Below are 17,843 nucleotides of genomic sequence, written 5' to 3' on the forward strand. Positions count from 1 at the left end.
CCGAGTGGACCGCAAAGTGGGACTATGAAGCATGGACAACAACGACCTTGACCCGGTTCAGGTTCTCAGCAACGACGAGTGCTGGGAGCTGCTGATCTCCTCGAGCTTCGGCCGGCTCGCGGCGGCGGTCGCCGACGACATCGAGATCTTTCCGCTCAACTTCGTCGCGGCGGACCAGCGTCTGTTGTTCCGCACGGCGGAGGGCACCAAGCTGCTCGCCCTCACCGTGAACAACAAGGTCGTCCTGGAAACCGACGCCATCGGCCGCACGGACGCCTGGAGCGTCGTGGTGAAGGGCATCGCCCGGGTGCTCGACACGCAGGCCGAGATCGACGCCGCGAACGCGTTGCCGCTGCGCCCCCTGGTGCCCACCTTCAAATACATCTGGGTGGAGGTCACTCCCACCGAGGTGTCCGGGCGCCGCTTTGCGCTGGAGCCCGAGCCCGAGCGCTACTGACCGGCCGTCGCTCAGTCGCCCGAGTCTCCACCGGGCTCGCCGGCCGCGGCCGGGGCGGCCGTCCCCGCCCCCGACAGCCCGATGAGCATGAGCACCGCGTTGCCGTAGGCATCCGCCGCCGTTGCCGCCTCGAACACCTCGTCGGCACCGCGCACGTGCACGCTGACCCGGTATCGGTCGTCGTCGAGGCGGTTCAGGGAACGGAAGGTTCCGCGCAGCAGAGACCGGAGCTGGTCCTCGCGGGGCAGCCAGAGGGCGTCCTCGAGTGCGAGGGAATCGAGCGCCCACTCCGTTGTGCCGTTGAAGCCCAGAATGGTTCCGGTGTCGAACTCGTGGGCCTCGATGGTCATCTCGCTGACCGTGAAGACCTCGGAATCGAAGCCGGGCCGCTCGATGCGGAAGGAGTCGCCGGATGCCGGGTGCCAGCGCAACCCTGCCTGCTGCAGAGCCCGGGCACAGTCGATTGTGATCATGCCCCATTATCGGCGCGCGGTACCGTGGAACGCGAGCGTCAGCCGGTACTCACACCGGTCGGCCAGCTCCAGCAGAATGGCAGGTCATGACGGTATCGGCAGAGATCGTGCACGTGCACGTGAAGCCGGGCAGCAGGAAGGGCCCGCTGGTGGAAGCCGACCCCGCCGGCACCGGAGTGTTCACGGTCTACCTGCAGCAGCGGGCGGTGGAGGGCGCCGCCAACGACGCCCTGGTGCGCCTGCTCGCCAAGCATTTCGGGGTGCCCCGGAGCGCCGTCGGCATTCTCCGGGGCCACCACTCACGAATCAAGCAGGTGCGGGTGGAGAGGTCCTAGCTCACGCCGAGCAGGTCGATCACGAAGATCAGGGTCTTGCCGGAGAGGCGGTGACCGGAGCCGGCGGGGCCGTAGGCCAGGTGCGCGGGAACGGTGAGCTTGCGACGTCCGCCGACCTTCATGCCGGGGATCCCCTGCTGCCAGCCGGCGATGAGGGAGCCGAGCGGGAAGTTGATCGACTGGCCCCGGTTCCAGGAGGAGTCGAATTCTTCGCCGGTGTCGTACTCGACACCGAGGTAGTGCACGTCGACGGTCGCGCCGGGAGCGGCCTCGGCGCCGTCACCGACGACGATGTCGACGATGTCGAGCTGTTCGGGCGCGGGGCCCTCCGGGAAGTCGAGTTCGGGCTTGGAGTTCAGATCAGTCATAAGTCCATCCAATCGGATTCCGGGCCCGGACGCACACCGAGAAATTCCCCCTTGCGCGAACGCGACGCCGGGGCGCATGCTTATCCCATAGAAACTCGTCGCACCGGGAGAGTTGTCGGCAGTGCCACACCACCGGGCGGCGAGTTTTCTCGTTCCCGCCGTCGGCGGCTACGTCAGCCGATCACCTCGGCGCGGTCCCGCATCAGCAGGCCGAGCAGCCGGGCCTCCTCGGCGGTGTCGGCGCCGGGCCCCTGGCGGATCGCCCGTGCGGTCGCCCGCCGGTGCGCCAGCGTTTCGGCGCTCACCAGACGCTGGCGCACCGAGGCCAGCCGGGCCGCATCCACGATGAAGCGGTTCATCGCGAGCCGGCGGGCCTGCGGCTGTGCGGCTGCCCAGGCGCGCGCCTGCCGACGGCCCCGCGGGGTGGCCAGCATCTCCACCTCGGCCGCGGTGAACCAGCCGACCGCGGCGTAATCCCCGAGGCGCCGCAGCGTGAGCCGCTCCTCCTGGCGGCGCAGCATGGCCACCACCAGGATCGCGCCGATGAACAGCGGAACCTGCACGAGGAAGTAGTAGCCCACCAGGGAGGCATCGTCGGTGAGGAAGTAGAACGCGCCGTTCCAGATCGCGTGCAGCAGCACGGCCGCCGCGAAGCCGAGGAAGACCAGGGCCAGATAACGCGACCCGCTCGCCCGGCGGGCGGCGAACCCGATGGCCAGGCCCGTGCACGCGGTGAACAGGACATGCGCGAACGGGGAGATCACCCCGCGCAGCAGGAACGTGACGCCCAGGTCGCTCAGGCCGCCGTCGAGCATCGCCACACCGAAGTACTGGATGTTCTCGGAGAAGGCGAACCCGGCGGCGATCATGGCCGCGTAGACAACCCCGTCGATGGGCCCGTTGAACTGCCCGCGGATCACCCAGAACAGCAGCAGGATACCGAAACCCTTCGCGGCTTCCTCCACGAGCGGGGCTTGGATGACGGCCGCCGCGAAGTCGCCTTCCGGACGGGCCACGCCGCTGGTGGCGACCACGATCTGCACGCCGAGGTCGAACACCAGCGCCGTCACGATCGACACACCGGCGCCCCAGAGGAACGCGAACCACAGCGCCGGGCGCGGCTCCGGCTCCCAGCGGTCGATCCAGCGCACCGCCAGGATCACCAGGGTGAGCGGGACCAGAGCAAGCACCAGGCAGACCAGCAGCGCGCCGGGGCCGAGGAACGTGGAGAGGTAGACCAGCACCAGCATCAGGGCCAGCGCGGCAAGGACGATGCCGATGGTCGCCCACACGATCGTGCTGACGTTGGTGCGGCGCACCGGAGTGCTCCAGACCGCGCTCTGGATGGGCGCGCCCTGGGCGGGGATGGGGCTCTGGGCGGGTACGGGGCTCTGAGCGGGCACCGGGAAGGGCTGCCCGGCCGGGTCGAGGGTCATGCCGCCAGCTTACGATGACCCGTGCACTCCTGACGGGGATCCGGCCGGGCTTCCGGCCGAGGCGCCGGACCGTCACGGCGGTGTCCGATTCCCGCTACCGTCTGCGCCGCGATACTGCCAGTCTGGAGGGGTGACCGAACCCACCTTCACCCCCGCACAGCACGGCGACGACCCCGTCTTCGCCGAACGGTACCGCGCCATGTCGTCGCGGGATGCCCGCTTCGACGGCCAGTTCATCACCGGGGTGCACTCCACGGGCATCTACTGCCGGCCGAGCTGTCCGGCCATGACGCCCAAGCCGGGCAACGTCTCGTTCTACCTCACCGCGGCCGCCGCCCATGAGGCGGGACTGCGCGCGTGCAAGCGCTGCCTGCCCGACGCCGTTCCCGGTTCCCCGGAGTGGAACATCCGCGATGACCTTGCCGCCCGGGCCATGCGGCTGATCGGCGACGGCACTGTGGAACGGGAGGGCGTGCCCGGGCTGGCCGGCCGGCTCGGCTACACCCCGCGCCACCTCACCCGGGTGCTCGTGGCCGAGGTGGGCGCGGGCCCGCTCGCCCTGGCCCGCGCCCACAGGGCCCAGACCGCCCGGGTGCTGCTCACGAGCACGCAACTGCCCATCACGGATGTGGCGTTCGCGGCGGGCTTCGGCAGTATCCGCCAGTTCAACGAGACCATCGCCGCCGTCTACGAACGCACCCCGTCGGCCCTGCGCGCCGGTGCGCGGTCGCCCGGCGCGCGGGCCGGCTCGGGCTCCGGTTCCAGCACAGCCGGGGTCGGAGCCCGGGTTGACGCCACGGCCACCGCCAGAGTCCACGAGCGGGTCGGCGAGAGAGCCGGCACGACGACCGGTGAGGCGGATGCCGCCGGCTCACGGATCAGCTTGCTGCTGCCCGCCCGCGCGCCCTTCGACGGGCAGGGCCTGCTGGACTTCTTGGGCGTGCGCGCCGTGGCCGGCGTCGAGCGCCGCACGGCGGACGGGTACGAGCGCACCCTGCGCCTCCCGCACGGCTGGGCAACCCTGCAGCTGGCACTGGCCGGCACCGCCGGCTCCCCCGCCATCTCCTGCACGGCCCGGTTGAGCAGCCTCGCCGACCTGGCTCCGCTGGTGAGCCGGGTGCGCCGGCTCTTCGACCTCGACGCGGATGCCCAGGCCATCGACCGCGCCCTGGTCATCGATCCGGCCCTGGCCGAGTGGGTGCGGCGCACGCCGGGCATCCGGGTGCCGGGCAGCCTCGATCCCGACGAGACACTGTTCCGCGCCCTGCTCGGCCAGCAGGTCTCGGTCGCGTCGGCCCGCACAGCGCTCGGCCGGCTCAGCGCGGCGCTCGGCGACCCGCTGCCGGGCGGCGCCGAGCCGGCAGATCCCGCATCCGAGGGCCCCGGACCCGACGGCACGGCACCCGGGCGCCCGGCGCCGGTCGATCCCGCGCGCGCACCGGCTCTGCTGTTCCCCACCGCCGCCCGCATCGCCGAGCACGGCCGCGAGGTGCTGCGCGGACCCGCCGCGCGAATCGATACGATCGTGCGGGTCGCCGAGGCACTGGCGTCCGGCGAGCTCAGGCTCGACGTCGGAGAGAGCCGCGATGACCTCCAGGCCCGGCTCACCGCCCTGCCCGGCATCGGACCCTGGACGGCCGGATACGTGGCCATGCGGGTGCTCGGCAGCCCCGACATCCTGCTCACGAGCGATCTCGCGCTGCGGCAGGGCGCCGAGCGGCTCGGCCTGCCCGCCCGGGCCTCCGACCTGGCCGGCCACGGCGGTCGCTGGGCGCCGTGGCGCAGCTACGCGGGCATGCACCTGTGGCGTGCGGCCGGGTCGGCTCCGCGACCGGCCGGTTCCCCGGGTCCCAGCGAGATGGGCGCGGCCCCGTTACGCTGAGAAAGTGAAGTTTGCGCACCTCAGAGTTGAAGGCCAGTCCACCCCCCGTCTCGCCATCGTGGTGGAAGACGAGGCGCTCTTCCTCGACGAGGTGATCGACGACGCCCCGCGCGATCTCCAGGACCTGATCGAAAAGGGCGCACCCGAGTTCGACCGGGTGCGCGCCCTCACCACCCACGCGCTGCAGCACGGGGCCAGCCTGACCCCGGTCGACGACCTCCGGCATTCCTCCGCCGTGCTGCGCCCGCCGCAGATCATCGCGATCGGCGCCAACTACGCCGCGCACTCGTCCGAGCTCAAGCTGCGCAGCGAGACCGCGGCCACCGTGTTCTCGCTCTGGCCGAACTCCCTCACCGGCCACGAGGCCGTCATCTCCTGGCCGGCCGACCTCACCAGCCAGGTCGACTACGAGGCCGAGCTGGGTGTCATCATCGGCCGCCCGGCCCGCAACGTCTCGGTGCGTGACGCGCTGGACTATGTCTTCGGGTACACGGTCGTCAATGACATCACGGCCCGCGACCTGCAGTTCTCCGAGGCTCAGTGGTCAAGGTGCAAGTCGTTCGACGGGTTCACCCCCACCGGCCCGCTCGTCGTCACGGCCGATGAGATCGCCGACCCGCAGAACCTCTGGCTGACCACCCACGTCGACGGGCGCATCCTGCAGGATGCGTCGAGCGGCGATATGGTGCGCACCGTGGCCGAGATCATCGCGTACCTGTCCCTCACGTCCACGCTGCTGCCCGGCACGCTCATCTCCACCGGCAGCCCCGGCGGCGCCGGTTACAGCCGCAAACCGCAGGTGTTCCTCAAGGACGGATCGACGGTCACCGTCTCCATCGACCGCATCGGCTTGTTGACGACCCATTGCCGTGAAATCTGACCCCGCGCCGCCCCGCACGCCGATCACCGTCTCGGTGGTCATTCCCGTCTACAACGACGCCGCCTTCCTGCGCACCTGCCTGCGCGCGCTGGCCGAGCAACGCCGGCCTGCCGACGAGATCATCGTCGTCGACAACGCCTGCACGGACGCCTCGGCCGCCATTGCGCGCGCCGCCGGAGTGCGAGTGGTCACCGAGCCGCACCGGGGTATCTGGCCCGCTGCGGCAACGGGCTACGACGCGGCCACCGGCGCCGTGATCGCCCGGCTCGACGCCGATTCCGTGCCGCCCGTCGACTGGGTCGAGCGCATCGCGGAGCGCTTCCAGGCCGAGCCCGGCCTCTTCGTGTACACCGGCCCGGGCGACTTCTACGGCTGCGGCCCGATCACTGCCCTGCTCGGTCGTCGGCTGTACATCGGCGGCTACTTCCTCTGGATGGGGCTGTGGCTGGGCCATCCGCCGCTGTTCGGCTCCAACTTCGCCATGCGCGGGGAGGTCTGGGCGGCGACCAGGGACCGGGTGCGCCGGGACAGCGACACCGTGCACGACGACCTCGACTTCAGCATGCACCTCGGCGCGGATCACCCGGTCACGCTCGACCGCAGTCTGCGCGTGGGCATCTCCGCCCGGCCGTTCGGAACCCCGCGGGGGCTGGGCCGCCGGGTGGCCTGGGCCGGTCGCACCCTGTTCGCCGGCTGGCCGGAGTACGCGCCGTGGCGCATCCGCCGCAATGCGGGCAGTCGCCGACCCCGATCCGGTAGCGCCGGACGGGTTCAGCGCCCCCGGGCGTAGAGGGCGAGCATGTCCTGGGCCAGCTGGTTCGGTGTGGTCTCGCAGGGGCTGTGCCCCGCCGGATAGACGCGCAACTCTGCGCCGATGCGCCGCGCGAAGCGGCGGTGCAGGCGCAGTCTCCACAGATCGCGGTTGCCGACGGCGATGAGCGTGGGCACCGCACTGCCGGCCAGTTCCCGGCGCACGTCCGGGGTGTGCTTCATCAGGCGGATGATCTCGTCAAGGCTCGCGCGGCTGGTGTAGCCGAACCGCATCCGGGCGAGGGCGAGACGTCCAGGACGGGTGTGGTTGCGGTTGGTCACGATCCCCCAGACCATGAGGGAGGCGATGGTATGCGGCGGCACCATGCGGCTCACCGGACCGAGCCATCGCACCCCGCGGAAGGTCTGACCGGGGTCCGGCGGGGTGGTGAGCAGCACCAGCGAGGCGAACAGGTCGGGCCGGCGGGCCAGGGTGAGCTCGGCGACGAGCCCGGCGAAGGAATAGCCGAGCACGTGCACTGGTGTGCGGCCCGACTCCAGGACGGCGATGAGGTCGTCGACGAACAGCCCGTAGTCGTAGGCCGCGCCGGGCACCGGGCCCGCAGCGGCCGACTCGTACTGGCCGGCCAGGTCGAAGCTCTCCACCCGGTACCCGGCGCCGGCCAGGAGCGGGGCAAGCAGCGCGAAGTCTTCCTTCGACCCTGTGGCACCGGGCACGAGGACCACCCGCGGGTCGCCCGGCCGGCCCAGCGCCGTCGCGGCCAAACGGCCGCTGGGGGCGGAGAAACTGTACCGTTGGGTGCCAGGGGGCAGGACCGTCCAGTCCAGGTCCGGCAGGGCGGCGTCCAGCGCCGCGAGCCGATCGAGGTGGATCGGCTCGTGCCGGCGACCGCTCGGCCTCACACGCAGGGACACGGCACCAGAGTAACCCGGTGTGGCGCCCTGCGCCCCTGCGTGTCGGGACTGCCGCCTACTCGATGATGGGGATCGACGACGTGCCGGTGTCCGGCTCCATGCCGGAGAGCCGGGCCGGTTCGAGCTCGCGCATCACGTCTTCCCGGGTCATCAGGTTGGCTTCCACGACGAGGTCGGCGACGTTCCGCCCGGTCAGCAACGCGGTCTGCGCGAGCGCCGCGGCCGCGGCATAGCCGATGTGCGGGATGAGCGCGGTGATCACGCCCACGCTGGAGCCGACCATCGCCGCCAGACGGTCCTCGTTGGCGGTGATGCCGTCGATGCAGTTCACCCGCAGGGTCCACATCGCCTGGGTCATCCAGGTGAGGCTCTGGAACAGGTAGTGCGCGATGACGGGTTCGAAGGCGTTCAGTTGCAGCTGCCCGCCCTCCGCGGCCATCGTCACCGTCACATCCGCCCCGGCGACGGCGAAGGCCACCTGGTTGACGACCTCGGGGATGACCGGGTTGACCTTGCCGGGCATGATGCTGGACCCGGCCTGCCGGGGCGGCAGGTTGATCTCGCCTAAACCGGCCTGCGGTCCGGAGGAGAGCAGGCGCAGGTCGTTGCAGATCTTGGACAGCTTGATCGCGCTGCGCTTGAGGTTGCCGCTGAACGACATGAAGCTGCCCGCGTCGCTGGTGGACTCGATCAGGTCGGGCGCGGTCTCCAGGTTGAGCCCGGTGATGATGTTCAGGTGCCGGATGGCCGCGGCCGCGTAGCCGGGATCGGCGGTGATGCCCGTGCCGATCGCGGTGGCGCCCAGGTTGACCTCGGCGAGCAGCCAGATTGTCTCGGTGAGCCTGTCGTAGTCCTCGCCGAGGGTGGTGGCGAAGCCGTGGAACTCCTGGCCGAGGGTCATCGGCACCGCGTCCTGCATCTGGGTGCGACCCACCTTGAGGATCTGGCCGAACTCCTCGGCCTTGACCGAGAAGGAGCCCTGCAGGGCCTTGAGCTCACGCAGCAGGTGCTTGAGGAAGAAGGCCAGCGCGATCTTGATCGCGGTGGGATAGGTGTCGTTCGTCGACTGGCTGCGGTTGACGTGGTCGATGGGGCTGAGGATGTCGTAACGCCCGCGGCCGTAGCCGGCGTTCTCCAGGGCCAGGTTGCAGATGACCTCGTTGGCGTTCATGTTGGTGGAGGTGCCGGCTCCACCCTGCATGACACCCACGACGAACTGGTCGTGGTGCTTGCCCTCGATGATCTCCTGGCAGGCGGCGTCGATCCAGTCGGCCCGTTCCTGACTGAGCGCGCCGACCTCAGCGTTGGCGCGGGCGCAGGCCTGTTTCACCGAGGCGAGGGCCACCACGAAGTCCGGGTACACCGAGATCGGACGCTTGGCGATGGGGAAGTTGTCCAGGGCACGCTTGGTGTGCACTCCCCAGTAGGCCTCGGCCGGCACCTCGACGCGGCCGAGCGAGTCGCGTTCGATACGGAAGCCGGGGGTGGCTTCGGCGCTGTCGGTCACGGCGGCGTTTTTCAGAGTGCTTGCGGGGCTGTTCGAGTCGATGAGGGGGGTGCCTTCCGGTGCTGCGATCTGCTCGGGGGCCGGCGGCGCTGCCGGCGAGGAGCGAGTGGGGTGGGTGGGTGTCGGGCTGAGTGTCGCATCGGTGATCGTGGACAGGTTGCTGGGGGTGGTGTGCACGCTGGCTCCATTGCCGTCGGGGACGAGCTTGTGGCTCATAACCGATTCACTCTATCGCGGCACAATGCCCCCACACGGGAGCCGCACATTTCGCCCGCCAGGCGCAGCGAAGCGCCGCCCCGACGCGGTTCGTTGCAAGAAAACGCAGCACAGCCAGAGGTACGGCTAGACGCCGAAGAGCACCTCGATGGGACCGCGCACGAAGAAGACCAGGAAGCCGACCGCGACGATCCAGAGCAGCGGACTGATCTCGCGGGCCTTGCCCGAGAGTGAACGCACGATGACCCAGCTGATGAAACCGGCACCGATGCCGTTGGCGATCGAGTAGCTCAGCGGCATCACGATGATGGTGAGGAACACCGGCAGCACGATCGAGAACTCGGAGAAGTCGATGAACCGGATCTGGGAGACCATCATGGCGCCCACGATGACGAGGGCGGCGGCGGCCACCTCGAGCGGCACGATCTGGGTGAGCGGGGTGAAGAACATCGCCGCGAGGAACAAGAGCCCCGTGACGACGTTGGCGAATCCCGTGCGGGCGCCCTCGCCGATGCCGGCACCGGATTCGATGAAGACGGTGTTGGACGAGGACGAGGTGGCCCCTCCGACGACCGCACCGACGCCCTCGACGATCAGGGCGGACTTGAGGCGGGGGAAGTTGCCGTTCTTGTCGGCCAGCCCGGCCTCGTTGGAGAGCCCGGTCATGGTGCCCATGGCGTCGAAGAAGTTGGTGAACACGAGCGTGAAGACGAGCATCACGGCGGCGAGCACGCCGATGCGCTCGAAGGCGCCGAAGCTCACCTGGCCCACGAGGGAGAGATCGGGCAGCGCGACGATGCTCGTCGGGAGGACGGGGGCGTTGAGGTTCCAGCCGGCCGGGTTGGTACCGAGGGAGGGGCCGACCTTGAAGATGGCCTCGAGGATGACGGCGAGCACGGTGGTGCCGACGATGCCGATCAGCAGGGCGCCCTTGACTTTACGGGCCACGAGCACGCCGATCAGCAGCAGCCCGATCACGAACACCGCGGTGGGCAGGCTGGCGACCGAGCCGGCCTCACCGAGCTGAACGGGCGGGGATGCGACGCCGCTTGCACGCACGAAACCGGAGTCGACCAGGCCGATGAACGCGATGAACAGGCCGATGCCCACGGTGATGGCGATCTTGAGCTGGCGCGGTACGGCCGTGAAGATCATCTCGCGCAAGCCCGTGGAAGCCAGCAGCACGATGATGAGGCCATTGATGACGACCAGGCCCATGGCCTCGGGCCAGGTGACCTGGCCCACGACGCTGACGGCGAGGAACGAGTTGATGCCCAGGCCCGCGGCGAACCCGAACGGCAGGCGCGCGATGATCCCGAACAGGATCGTCATGACGCCGGCGGTCAGGGCGGTGACGGCGGCGACCTGGCCGTTGGGCAGCCAGTTGCCGGCCACGTCCACCGCGGCCTGATCGGCGCTGAAACCACCGAGGATGAGCGGGTTGAGGATGACGATGTACGCCATGGTGACGAAGGTCACCAGGCCGCCGCGCACCTCACGAGCCCAGGAGGAGCCGCGTCGGGTGATCTCGAAGTATCGGTTGATCGCCGACATCGGCCCGGTGCCCGTGGGCTCGGTGCCTGTCGGGCCGGCGCCCGAGGTCGCCGGGCCGGTGGGCTCAGCGCCGGGGGTGGCGGATGCGGAGACTGTGGGCTGGTGCTCTGATGCGGAAATGATGCTCTCCAGATAGACGGTCGGCGGCGCGCCAAACGACTCAGTCTACGACCAGGGTCGCCGCCTGTGGAAATCAGCCCAACCGCCCTGGTCAAACGTGCGGGACGAAGGCTCCCCAGGCGACCCGCCGTTCGGCGTGCGGATCCGACACCACCCGGTCCCGGGTGTCGATGATGAGGGTCAACCGGTCGGCTTCGGTGTACGCCGGCCAGGCGGCATCCGGTGTACCCGTTCGGGCGAAACCGAGCCACCAGACCTGCATGCGCGCGCCGATGGCCTTGAAAGCCCGGCGTCCGCCGAGAACGGTCATGCCCCGGCCGAACCAGCCGTCGAGCCTGTCGAACAACGGGAAGAGCTCCAGGCCGTGGGTGGCGTCAAGTCCCATCCGGCGCAGCAGCCTGGGTGCGGCGTCGAACCTGTAGAAGTGCACGGGCGCGTACCGGGAGTGCCGCTCGGCCACCTTGACGCTGGGGTACCAGAACGAGTAGTCGCCGCCGAAGTCGAGCGCGGCGCGCGGCGCGGGGATGCCCGGGTACTGCGCCTTGAGCGCCTTCCTCGCCTTCTTCTTGGTGTTGGCGAAGACCGCCCGCATGCGCGGCGGCGTCGACGCCAGAATGTCGATGCGGCCGCTGAACAGCGAGCCCTCCCGCTCGTTCGTGCCGATGATGAGCGGGATACGGTGGGCCCGGCCGTCCTTGAACGCGTCGAGCGGCCGCTCCGGCAGGAAGTCGCCGTCGATGACCGGGCAGAGCGGGATCGTGCCCGGGTACAGATCGGGCGAGCGCACCGTGAGGGTGGTCGTGGCCCCGGCGAGGCGGGCGGGCTCGGCCTCGAGTAGCAGCCGCACGGCCTCGGCATCGGTGAGGCCGGAGACGATGGGCGGTTCGCCCCGCGGCTCGTCGGCGATGCGCTGCTCGTCAGGCTCCACGGTGGCGGCAGGTGTCGGCGCCCCCGAGGTCTGGTCGGCCAGGATCCGCACGAAGCTCGCCGCCCACTCGGCGGTGAGCTCCGGCGGGTACACCGCGTTCGGCGGGGCGCTCTGGGCGATGGCCCGCTGGAACAGCCCGGCGGCTGCCGGAACGGTCATCAAGGTGGTCACGGCGTTGCCGCCGGCAGATTCGCCGAACAGGGTCACGGCATCCGGGTCGCCGCCGAATGCACGGATGTTGGCCCGCACCCAGGCGAGCGCCGCGACCTGGTCGCGCAGCCCCAGGTTGCTCTCGAACGGACGCTCCGGCGTGGAGTAGCGACTGAAGTCGAGGTAGCCCAACGCCCCCAGCCGGTAGTTGATGCCCACGTAGACGATGCCGCCGCGGCGCACCAGTCCCTCGCCCTGCCGGGGATTCTCCCGCGAGGACCCCACGCTGTACGCGCCGCCGTGCACGAACACCATCACGGGCCGCAACGCCGCCTCGTCGGCGGGTTCGTCGGGGGCGATCACGTTGAGGTTGAGGCAGTCCTCGCTCTGCGGGATGCGCGGGTGCGCTCCGATGAACTGGCCCTTGTGGCTCTGGGTGGCGACAGGGCCGAACTCGGCGGCGTCACGCACCCCCGGCCAGGCCTCAACCGGCTCTGGCGCCCGGAACCGCAACGCGCCGACCGGAGCAGCCGCATAGGGGATGCCGCGCCAGGCCCGGATGCCGCGTTCGCGCACGCCCCGCACCGTGCCGCCGGACACCGTGACCTCGAGGGGATCGTGGGCGCGGGTGCCGGCATGCGAGGTCATGGGGTGATCCTAATCCGGTCCGCTGACCCCCGGGCAAACTCGGTGACGGCTGCGGTGGAGCACTACGCTCAGCTAGGGCCGCCCGGATGCGGCCGACCGGCTTGAACAGAAACGAGACTCGAATGGCACTGCCCTGGACCCTGCACGGCGACGGTAAGACTTTCGGCGCGACCGACGTCGTGGCCCCGGGCGAACGTCTCAACTGGCCCATCACGATCGGCATCGGCGCCCAGCACGTCGTGGCGATGTTCGGCGCCACCTTCCTGGTGCCTCTGATCACGGGCTTCCCGCCGAGCACCACCATCTTGTTCTCCGGCATCGGCACGCTCCTCTTCCTGCTGATCACCCGCAACAAGCTGCCGTCCTACCTGGGGTCCTCGTTCGCGTTCATCGCCCCGATCACGGCCGCCGTCGCCACGGCCGGCATGGGCAGCGCCCTGTTCGGCATCCTCGCGGTCGGTGTGCTGCTGGCGGTCGTCGGCGGCATCGTGCAGGTCGCCGGGGCCGGCTGGATCGACGCGCTGATGCCGCCCGTGGTCTCCGGCGCCATCGTCGCGTTGATCGGCTTCAACCTCGCGCCTGTCGCCAGGGACAACTTCAGCGACGCACCGCTGACCGCCGTGATCACCCTCGCCGCCGTCATCCTCAGCACGGTCCTGTTCCGGGGCATCCTCGGCCGCCTGTCGATCTTCCTCGGCGTCATCGTGGGCTACGTGGCCGCGCTCATCCAGGGCGAGGTGGACTTCAGCAAGGTCGGCGACGCCGCCTGGGTAGGCCTGCCGCCACTGACCCTGCCGACCAACCCGTTCGAGAACCCCGCCGTCTGGGCGATCCTGCCGGCCTTCCTGCCCGTGGTGCTGGTGCTCATCGCCGAGAACGTCGGCCACATCCGCGGCGTCGCGCAGATGACCGACAGTTCGGTCAACAAGCTCACCGGCCGGGCGCTGCTCGCCGACGGCCTGGCCACCGTGTTGGCCGGCTTCGGCGGCGGCTCAGGTACCACCACCTACGGTGAGAACATCGGCGTCATGGCCGCCACCCGCATCTACTCGACGGCCGCGTACTGGGTCGCCGGCATCACCGCGGTGCTGCTGGGCCTCTCCCCCAAGGTGGGCGCCGTCATCAGCACCATCCCGGCCGGCGTGCTCGGCGGCGTTACGACGGCCCTCTACGGCCTCATTGGGGTCATCGGCGTGAAGATCTGGCTCGACAACAAGGTGGACTTCAGCAAGCCGGTCAACCAGTTCACGGCCGCGACCGCGTTGATCATCGGCATTGCCGACTACACCTTCAGCGCCGGCACCCTCACGTTCAACGGCATCGCGCTGGGCACCCTGGCCGCCATCGTGATCTACCACCTGATGACCTGGATCACCCGCCTCCGCCGCACGGCCTAAGCCCCCTCGCCCCTCCCGCGAACTGCGCGCCGAGCACGTCCGGGAGGCGCCTTGGGGGGCTCAACTCACGGTTCGCGGAACTGGGGCGCGGGTTACTTGTGCAGGGCCGGCACGATCAGGTACACGCCGTAGAGCACGATCAGGCCGCATACGCCGAAGCAGAGGTAACCGGTGTACTGGGCGAGGCGCTTCTGGCCGTCCGTGAGCGGGTTGGCCTTGCGGGCCTTTTTGGCGCGCTTGGCGTCCTTGGCGGCGCGGGCCGGACTCAGCACGGTGATGGCGCCGGTGAATTCGGCGGGCTCGACGGTGGGGATGCGGCCCGCAGTGGTGAGCATCCGCAGGCCCAGGGAGTAGAGCGAGACGACGACGGCCGAGGAGACCAGCGAGGCAGCGGCGACAACGAGGAAAGCGGCCCAGTCGATCACAGTGCAACCTTCTCTCGGTCCTTGCGGGACGGCTTGCGGGGGGTCTTCTTGATCTTCACCACGTGGCCGGCATCATCGATGTCGTGCAGGTTGTCGTGTGACACCCGGTCGCGCTTGGACCAGCGGAACAGCACGTAGACCACGATCGTGCCGATCACGACGTCGAGCAGAATGCCGATCGGGCCGAGCAACGCCAGCCCCGCCGCGAACGCGCCCATGATGGCGGAGGCCGGCAGGGTGAGCAGCCAGCCGAGGGCGATCTGCCCGGCCATGCCCCAACGCACCGTGGAGCCGCGCCGGCCGAGGCCGGACCCGATGACCGACCCGGAGGCCACCTGAGTGGTCGAGAGGGCGAAGCCGAGGTGGCTGGAGGCGAGGATGGTGGCGGCGGTGCTGGTCTCGGCCGCGAAGCCCTGGGCGGGCTTGATCTCGGTGAGTCCGCGGCCCATGGTGAGGATGATGCGCCAGCCACCGGTGTAGGTGCCGATCGCGATGGCCAGGGCGCAGCAGGCGATGACCCAGAACTGCGGGCCGGAGCCCACGGCCTGGTAACCCCCGGCGATGAGGGTGAGGGTGATCACTCCCATGGTCTTCTGTGCGTCGTTGGTGCCGTGTGAGAGGGCCACCAGCGAGGACGAGAAGATCTGCGCGTAGCGAAAGCCGCCGCGGCCGTCGGGCTTGCCCACGTCGCGGCGGGTGATGGCGTAGGCAAGCCGGGTGGCGATGAATGCGACGATGCCCACGGTGATCGGCGCGATGAGCGCGGGCAGGATGACCTTCGCCAGCACCACGTCGTAGGCCACGGCCTGCGCGCCGACGCCGATGATGGTGGCCCCGATCAGCCCGCCGAAGAGGGCGTGGCTGGAGCTGGACGGGAGTCCGCGCAGCCAGGTGATCAGGTTCCAGACGATGGCGCCGATCAGGCCCGCGAAGATCATCTCTGGGGTGATCTGGATGCCGCCGTCGCCCTCCTTGATGATGCCGCCGGAGACGGTCTTGGCCACCTCGGTGGAGAGGAAGGCGCCGACGAGGTTGAGCACTGCTGCGACGCCGACGGCGACCTTGGGCTTCATGGCCCCGGTGGCGATCGGCGTGGCCATGGCGTTGGCCGTGTCATGGAACCCGTTGGTGAAGTCGAAGATGAGTGCCAGTGCGATGACCAGCGCGACGATAAGGGTGAGATCCACCGGCGTCTTTCCTTGTGATTCGTCCCGGACCGCGACTGGACCAAGGCCCGGGCACGCCAGGAGAACTGGCTGGCTCGAAACCGGGCCTCGTTGATCCTGACAGCCCGAGGCAGGCAGGTCAATTCAGGAGCTGTTCAGAAGCTGTTCAGAAGCCGTACTTCTGGCGTTCAGCCGCGAGTGACGACGGTCGCGAGATCCTCGCCGAAGGTGAAGGTGGCCTCGACGGGCACACCGGCCAGCACCCCGGGCAACCAATGCCTGGCGTCGTCCCACATCTCGTCGACGGGCAGGTCGGCGATGGTGAACCACACCGGGTTCAGCTCGTCCGACTCGCGCGGGGTGCCGGTGAACCGGTCGGTGACGAAGACGTTCGACCGCTGGCTCCAGGCGGGTTTGTGCGGAAACAGGTAGGTGAGCACGCCCATCGCGGTGAGCGCATCCGCCGACACGATGAGCCCGGATTCCTCCTGGACCTCGCGTACGGCGGCCTCAAGGGCGGACTCCCCCGGCTCGAGCTTGCCGCCGAGACCCACGATGTTGCCCAGGCCCAGACCCTTCTTCTTGCGGCCCAGCAGCACCTGCGGGGCGCCGGACTCGGACAGTCGGGTGAGGTAACACACGCACACCTCGGGCAGGTCGGTCATGGCCTCAATCGTAGCGAGCGCCCCGGCACCGACCGTGCCCCGCGGATTCCCGGAAACCTCGGTTACGCTGTACGCATGGATTTTGTGCCTCAGACCGGAACTATCACGATGTTCACCACCACCTGGTGCGGCTACTGCTCGCGGCTGAAGACCCAGCTCGACAAGGTCGGCATCGGCTACACCGAGGTGAACGTCGAAGAGGTCGACGGCACCTCCGAGCTCGTCATGAGCCTCAACGGGGGCAACCGCACGGTTCCCACGGTGCTGTTCCCGGATGGCTCGGCAGCGACGAACCCGTCGCTCGCGCAGGTGCAGGCCAAGCTCGCACCCGCGGCCTGACACCCCTCTCTCACGCGCCTTCACGAACCGGGCGCGCGCGACCCGGACACACGACTGCCCGGACGGCCTGAGCCGTCCGGGCAGTTCTCTGTGCCGGCTCGGGTTTAGCCGAAGAGCACGGCTGCTTCGTCGTAGCGCGCCTGGGTGACCCGGTTGAGGTCCATGGTGGCGTCGGCGATGCTGACGGTGTTGATGTCGGTTCCCTTGAGGGAGACCATCGAACCCCACTTGCCCTCGACGACGGCGTCAACGGCCGCCATACCGAGACGGGTGGCGAGCACCCGGTCGTAGGCCGACGGGGCGCCACCGCGCTGGGTGTGGCCGAGGACCGTTGCGCGAGCCTCGATACCGGTGCGCTCTTCGACCATGGGGGCGATGAGCTCGCTGATGCCGCCGAGGCGGGGACGGTTGAACGCGTCCAGGCCCTTGTGCGAGTGGGCCTCGCCCATTTCGGCGAGAAGGAAGCCCTCGGACACGACGAGCACGGGTGCCCGGCCGCGGTCGCGGACGCTCTCGACCCAGGCGCAGATCTGCTCGATGGTCTGCGGCTGCTCGGGGATGAGGATGGCGTGTGCGCCGCCGGCCATGCCGGAGTGCAGGGCGATCCAACCCACGTGGCGGCCCATGACCTCGACGATCATGCAGCGGCCGTGCGAGTCGGCGGTGGTGCGCAGACGGTCGATGGCCTCGGTGGCGATCTCCACGGCGGTGTTGAAGCCGAAGGAGTAGTCGGTGGCCGCGAGGTCGTTGTCGATGGTCTTCGGCACGCCGACGATCTTGATGCCGGCGTCGGTGAGACGGCGGGCGGCGGTGAGGGTGCCCTCGCCGCCGATGGCGATGATGGCGTCGATACCCTCGGCGTCCATGGTCTTCTGGATGTTCTCCGGGCCCGCGTTCTCGCCCTCGAACGGGTTGGTGCGGGAGCTGCCGAGGATGGTGCCACCCTGGCGGGAGAGGCCACGGACGCTGTGACGGTCGAGCTTCATGAACTCGCCCTGCACCAGCCCGCGCCAGCCGTTGCGGATGCCCACGAACTCGGAGTCGTACGCGCGGCCTCCCTTGAGAACAGCACCCCGAATCACTGCGTTGAGGCCTGGGCAGTCTCCACCGCTGGTGAGGATACCGATCTTCATATCTGGCTACTCCTTAGTGCATGCATATTGTTGCGGCAGATTGCCCGTCCACCATCATGGTGGCGCGCTCTGGCCTGG

The 17,843-nt window shown here is 69.6% G+C and carries 18 protein-coding genes; 7 read left to right on the top strand and 11 right to left on the bottom strand.

What is annotated here, in order from left to right; genetic code table 11:
• Positions 1 to 31: 31 nt before the first annotated feature.
• The gene (locus DOE79_RS05275) at positions 32 to 457 is read left to right on the top strand and encodes a pyridoxamine 5'-phosphate oxidase family protein (RefSeq protein WP_120337591.1); all 426 of its coding nucleotides are present in this window, start codon (positions 32 to 34) and stop codon (positions 455 to 457) included.
• An 11-nt stretch (positions 458 to 468) separates the two neighbouring features.
• Here the strand turns inward: DOE79_RS05275 and DOE79_RS05280 are convergent, their stop codons facing one another.
• Positions 469 to 930, bottom strand: a complete 462-nt coding sequence (locus DOE79_RS05280; RefSeq protein WP_120337592.1) for a hypothetical protein — start codon at positions 928 to 930, stop codon at positions 469 to 471.
• 86 nt (positions 931 to 1,016) lie between these two features.
• Here DOE79_RS05280 and DOE79_RS05285 point away from each other — a divergent pair, with 86 nt between their 5' ends.
• Positions 1,017 to 1,265, top strand: coding sequence for a DUF167 domain-containing protein (locus DOE79_RS05285; RefSeq protein WP_120337593.1), 249 nt, complete (start codon positions 1,017 to 1,019; stop codon positions 1,263 to 1,265).
• On the opposite strand, the gene DOE79_RS05290 is transcribed toward DOE79_RS05285, so the two are convergent.
• Together DOE79_RS05290 and DOE79_RS05295 are read right to left on the bottom strand one after the other, a co-directional pair.
• Positions 1,262 to 1,633 carry an FKBP-type peptidyl-prolyl cis-trans isomerase gene (locus tag DOE79_RS05290; RefSeq protein WP_066594231.1) on the bottom strand — a complete coding sequence of 124 codons (372 nt, stop codon included), beginning with the start codon at positions 1,631 to 1,633 and terminating at the stop codon, positions 1,262 to 1,264. The genes DOE79_RS05285 and DOE79_RS05290 overlap by 4 nt on opposite strands.
• A gap of 173 nt (positions 1,634 to 1,806) precedes the next feature.
• Positions 1,807 to 3,069, bottom strand: a complete 1,263-nt coding sequence (locus tag DOE79_RS05295; RefSeq protein ID WP_120337594.1) for a PrsW family intramembrane metalloprotease — start codon at positions 3,067 to 3,069, stop codon at positions 1,807 to 1,809.
• Positions 3,070 to 3,268: 199 nt separating this feature from the next.
• Here DOE79_RS05295 and DOE79_RS05300 point away from each other — a divergent pair, with 199 nt between their 5' ends.
• From DOE79_RS05300 to DOE79_RS05310, 3 genes are read left to right on the top strand one after another with little or no spacing between them, the layout of a single operon-like run.
• Positions 3,269 to 4,951 carry a DNA-3-methyladenine glycosylase 2 family protein gene (locus DOE79_RS05300; RefSeq protein ID WP_181445880.1) on the top strand — a complete coding sequence of 561 codons (1,683 nt, stop codon included), beginning with the start codon at positions 3,269 to 3,271 and terminating at the stop codon, positions 4,949 to 4,951.
• Between the two features lie 4 nt (positions 4,952 to 4,955).
• The gene (locus DOE79_RS05305; protein WP_120337596.1) at positions 4,956 to 5,831 is read left to right on the top strand and encodes a fumarylacetoacetate hydrolase family protein; all 876 of its coding nucleotides are present in this window, start codon (positions 4,956 to 4,958) and stop codon (positions 5,829 to 5,831) included.
• Entirely contained in the window at positions 5,821 to 6,621 is an 801-nt protein-coding gene (locus DOE79_RS05310; RefSeq protein WP_220094286.1) for a glycosyltransferase family 2 protein, read from the top strand. The genes DOE79_RS05305 and DOE79_RS05310 overlap by 11 nt, the downstream gene beginning before the upstream one ends.
• Here the strand turns inward: DOE79_RS05310 and DOE79_RS05315 are convergent.
• The 4 genes from DOE79_RS05315 to DOE79_RS05330 form a co-directional block, all read right to left on the bottom strand.
• Positions 6,603 to 7,517, bottom strand: a complete 915-nt coding sequence (locus DOE79_RS05315) for an alpha/beta fold hydrolase (protein WP_245977130.1) — start codon at positions 7,515 to 7,517, stop codon at positions 6,603 to 6,605. The two genes, DOE79_RS05310 and DOE79_RS05315, sit on opposite strands and share 19 nt — an antisense overlap.
• A gap of 55 nt (positions 7,518 to 7,572) precedes the next feature.
• Positions 7,573 to 9,240, bottom strand: a complete 1,668-nt coding sequence (locus DOE79_RS05320) for an aspartate ammonia-lyase (protein WP_245977131.1) — start codon at positions 9,238 to 9,240, stop codon at positions 7,573 to 7,575.
• 126 nt (positions 9,241 to 9,366) lie between these two features.
• Entirely contained in the window at positions 9,367 to 10,794 is a 1,428-nt protein-coding gene (locus tag DOE79_RS05325) for an NCS2 family permease (RefSeq protein ID WP_162942605.1), read from the bottom strand.
• Positions 10,795 to 11,005: 211 nt separating this feature from the next.
• Positions 11,006 to 12,640 (bottom strand): carboxylesterase/lipase family protein, encoded by a 1,635-nt coding sequence (locus tag DOE79_RS05330; protein ID WP_120337597.1) that lies wholly within the window; start codon positions 12,638 to 12,640, stop codon positions 11,006 to 11,008.
• A gap of 122 nt (positions 12,641 to 12,762) precedes the next feature.
• On the opposite strand from DOE79_RS05330, the gene DOE79_RS05335 reads away from it, so the two are divergent.
• Positions 12,763 to 14,037: a uracil-xanthine permease family protein gene (locus DOE79_RS05335; RefSeq protein WP_120337598.1), complete on the top strand. Its 1,275-nt coding sequence runs from the start codon at positions 12,763 to 12,765 to the stop codon at positions 14,035 to 14,037.
• 92 nt (positions 14,038 to 14,129) lie between these two features.
• Here the strand turns inward: DOE79_RS05335 and DOE79_RS05340 are convergent, their stop codons facing one another.
• The 3 genes from DOE79_RS05340 to DOE79_RS05350 form a co-directional block, all read right to left on the bottom strand.
• Positions 14,130 to 14,462: a peptidase gene (locus DOE79_RS05340; RefSeq protein ID WP_120337599.1), complete on the bottom strand. Its 333-nt coding sequence runs from the start codon at positions 14,460 to 14,462 to the stop codon at positions 14,130 to 14,132.
• Positions 14,459 to 15,649, bottom strand: a complete 1,191-nt coding sequence (locus DOE79_RS05345) for an inorganic phosphate transporter (RefSeq protein WP_120337600.1) — start codon at positions 15,647 to 15,649, stop codon at positions 14,459 to 14,461. The genes DOE79_RS05340 and DOE79_RS05345 overlap by 4 nt, the downstream gene beginning before the upstream one ends.
• A 167-nt stretch (positions 15,650 to 15,816) precedes the next feature.
• Positions 15,817 to 16,293, bottom strand: coding sequence for an 8-oxo-dGTP diphosphatase (locus DOE79_RS05350; protein ID WP_120337601.1), 477 nt, complete (start codon positions 16,291 to 16,293; stop codon positions 15,817 to 15,819).
• A 75-nt stretch (positions 16,294 to 16,368) separates the two neighbouring features.
• On the opposite strand from DOE79_RS05350, the gene DOE79_RS05355 reads away from it, so the two are divergent.
• Positions 16,369 to 16,632, top strand: a complete 264-nt coding sequence (locus DOE79_RS05355) for a mycoredoxin (RefSeq protein WP_066594211.1) — start codon at positions 16,369 to 16,371, stop codon at positions 16,630 to 16,632.
• Between the two features lie 104 nt (positions 16,633 to 16,736).
• On the opposite strand, the gene DOE79_RS05360 is transcribed toward DOE79_RS05355, so the two are convergent.
• Positions 16,737 to 17,765 carry a 6-phosphofructokinase gene (locus DOE79_RS05360; protein WP_066594209.1) on the bottom strand — a complete coding sequence of 343 codons (1,029 nt, stop codon included), beginning with the start codon at positions 17,763 to 17,765 and terminating at the stop codon, positions 16,737 to 16,739.
• Between the last annotated feature and the right edge of the window lie 78 nt (positions 17,766 to 17,843).

This window comes from Cryobacterium soli, from assembly GCF_003611035.1.
Lineage (GTDB): Bacteria > Actinomycetota > Actinomycetes > Actinomycetales > Microbacteriaceae > Cryobacterium > Cryobacterium soli.

Coding starts and splice junctions, on each gene's coding strand:
- DOE79_RS05275 (WP_120337591.1), top strand. CDS start 32: ATGGACAACAACGACCTTGACCCGGTTCAGGTTCTCAGCAACGACGAG.
- DOE79_RS05280 (WP_120337592.1), bottom strand. CDS start 930: ATGATCACAATCGACTGTGCCCGGGCTCTGCAGCAGGCAGGGTTGCGC.
- DOE79_RS05285 (WP_120337593.1), top strand. CDS start 1,017: ATGACGGTATCGGCAGAGATCGTGCACGTGCACGTGAAGCCGGGCAGC.
- DOE79_RS05290 (WP_066594231.1), bottom strand. CDS start 1,633: ATGACTGATCTGAACTCCAAGCCCGAACTCGACTTCCCGGAGGGCCCC.
- DOE79_RS05295 (WP_120337594.1), bottom strand. CDS start 3,069: ATGACCCTCGACCCGGCCGGGCAGCCCTTCCCGGTGCCCGCTCAGAGC.
- DOE79_RS05300 (WP_181445880.1), top strand. CDS start 3,269: ATGTCGTCGCGGGATGCCCGCTTCGACGGCCAGTTCATCACCGGGGTG.
- DOE79_RS05320 (WP_245977131.1), bottom strand. CDS start 9,240: ATGAGCCACAAGCTCGTCCCCGACGGCAATGGAGCCAGCGTGCACACC.
- DOE79_RS05325 (WP_162942605.1), bottom strand. CDS start 10,794: ATGTCGGCGATCAACCGATACTTCGAGATCACCCGACGCGGCTCCTCC.
- DOE79_RS05330 (WP_120337597.1), bottom strand. CDS start 12,640: ATGACCTCGCATGCCGGCACCCGCGCCCACGATCCCCTCGAGGTCACG.
- DOE79_RS05335 (WP_120337598.1), top strand. CDS start 12,763: ATGGCACTGCCCTGGACCCTGCACGGCGACGGTAAGACTTTCGGCGCG.
- DOE79_RS05350 (WP_120337601.1), bottom strand. CDS start 16,293: ATGACCGACCTGCCCGAGGTGTGCGTGTGTTACCTCACCCGACTGTCC.
- DOE79_RS05355 (WP_066594211.1), top strand. CDS start 16,369: ATGGATTTTGTGCCTCAGACCGGAACTATCACGATGTTCACCACCACC.
- DOE79_RS05360 (WP_066594209.1), bottom strand. CDS start 17,765: ATGAAGATCGGTATCCTCACCAGCGGTGGAGACTGCCCAGGCCTCAAC.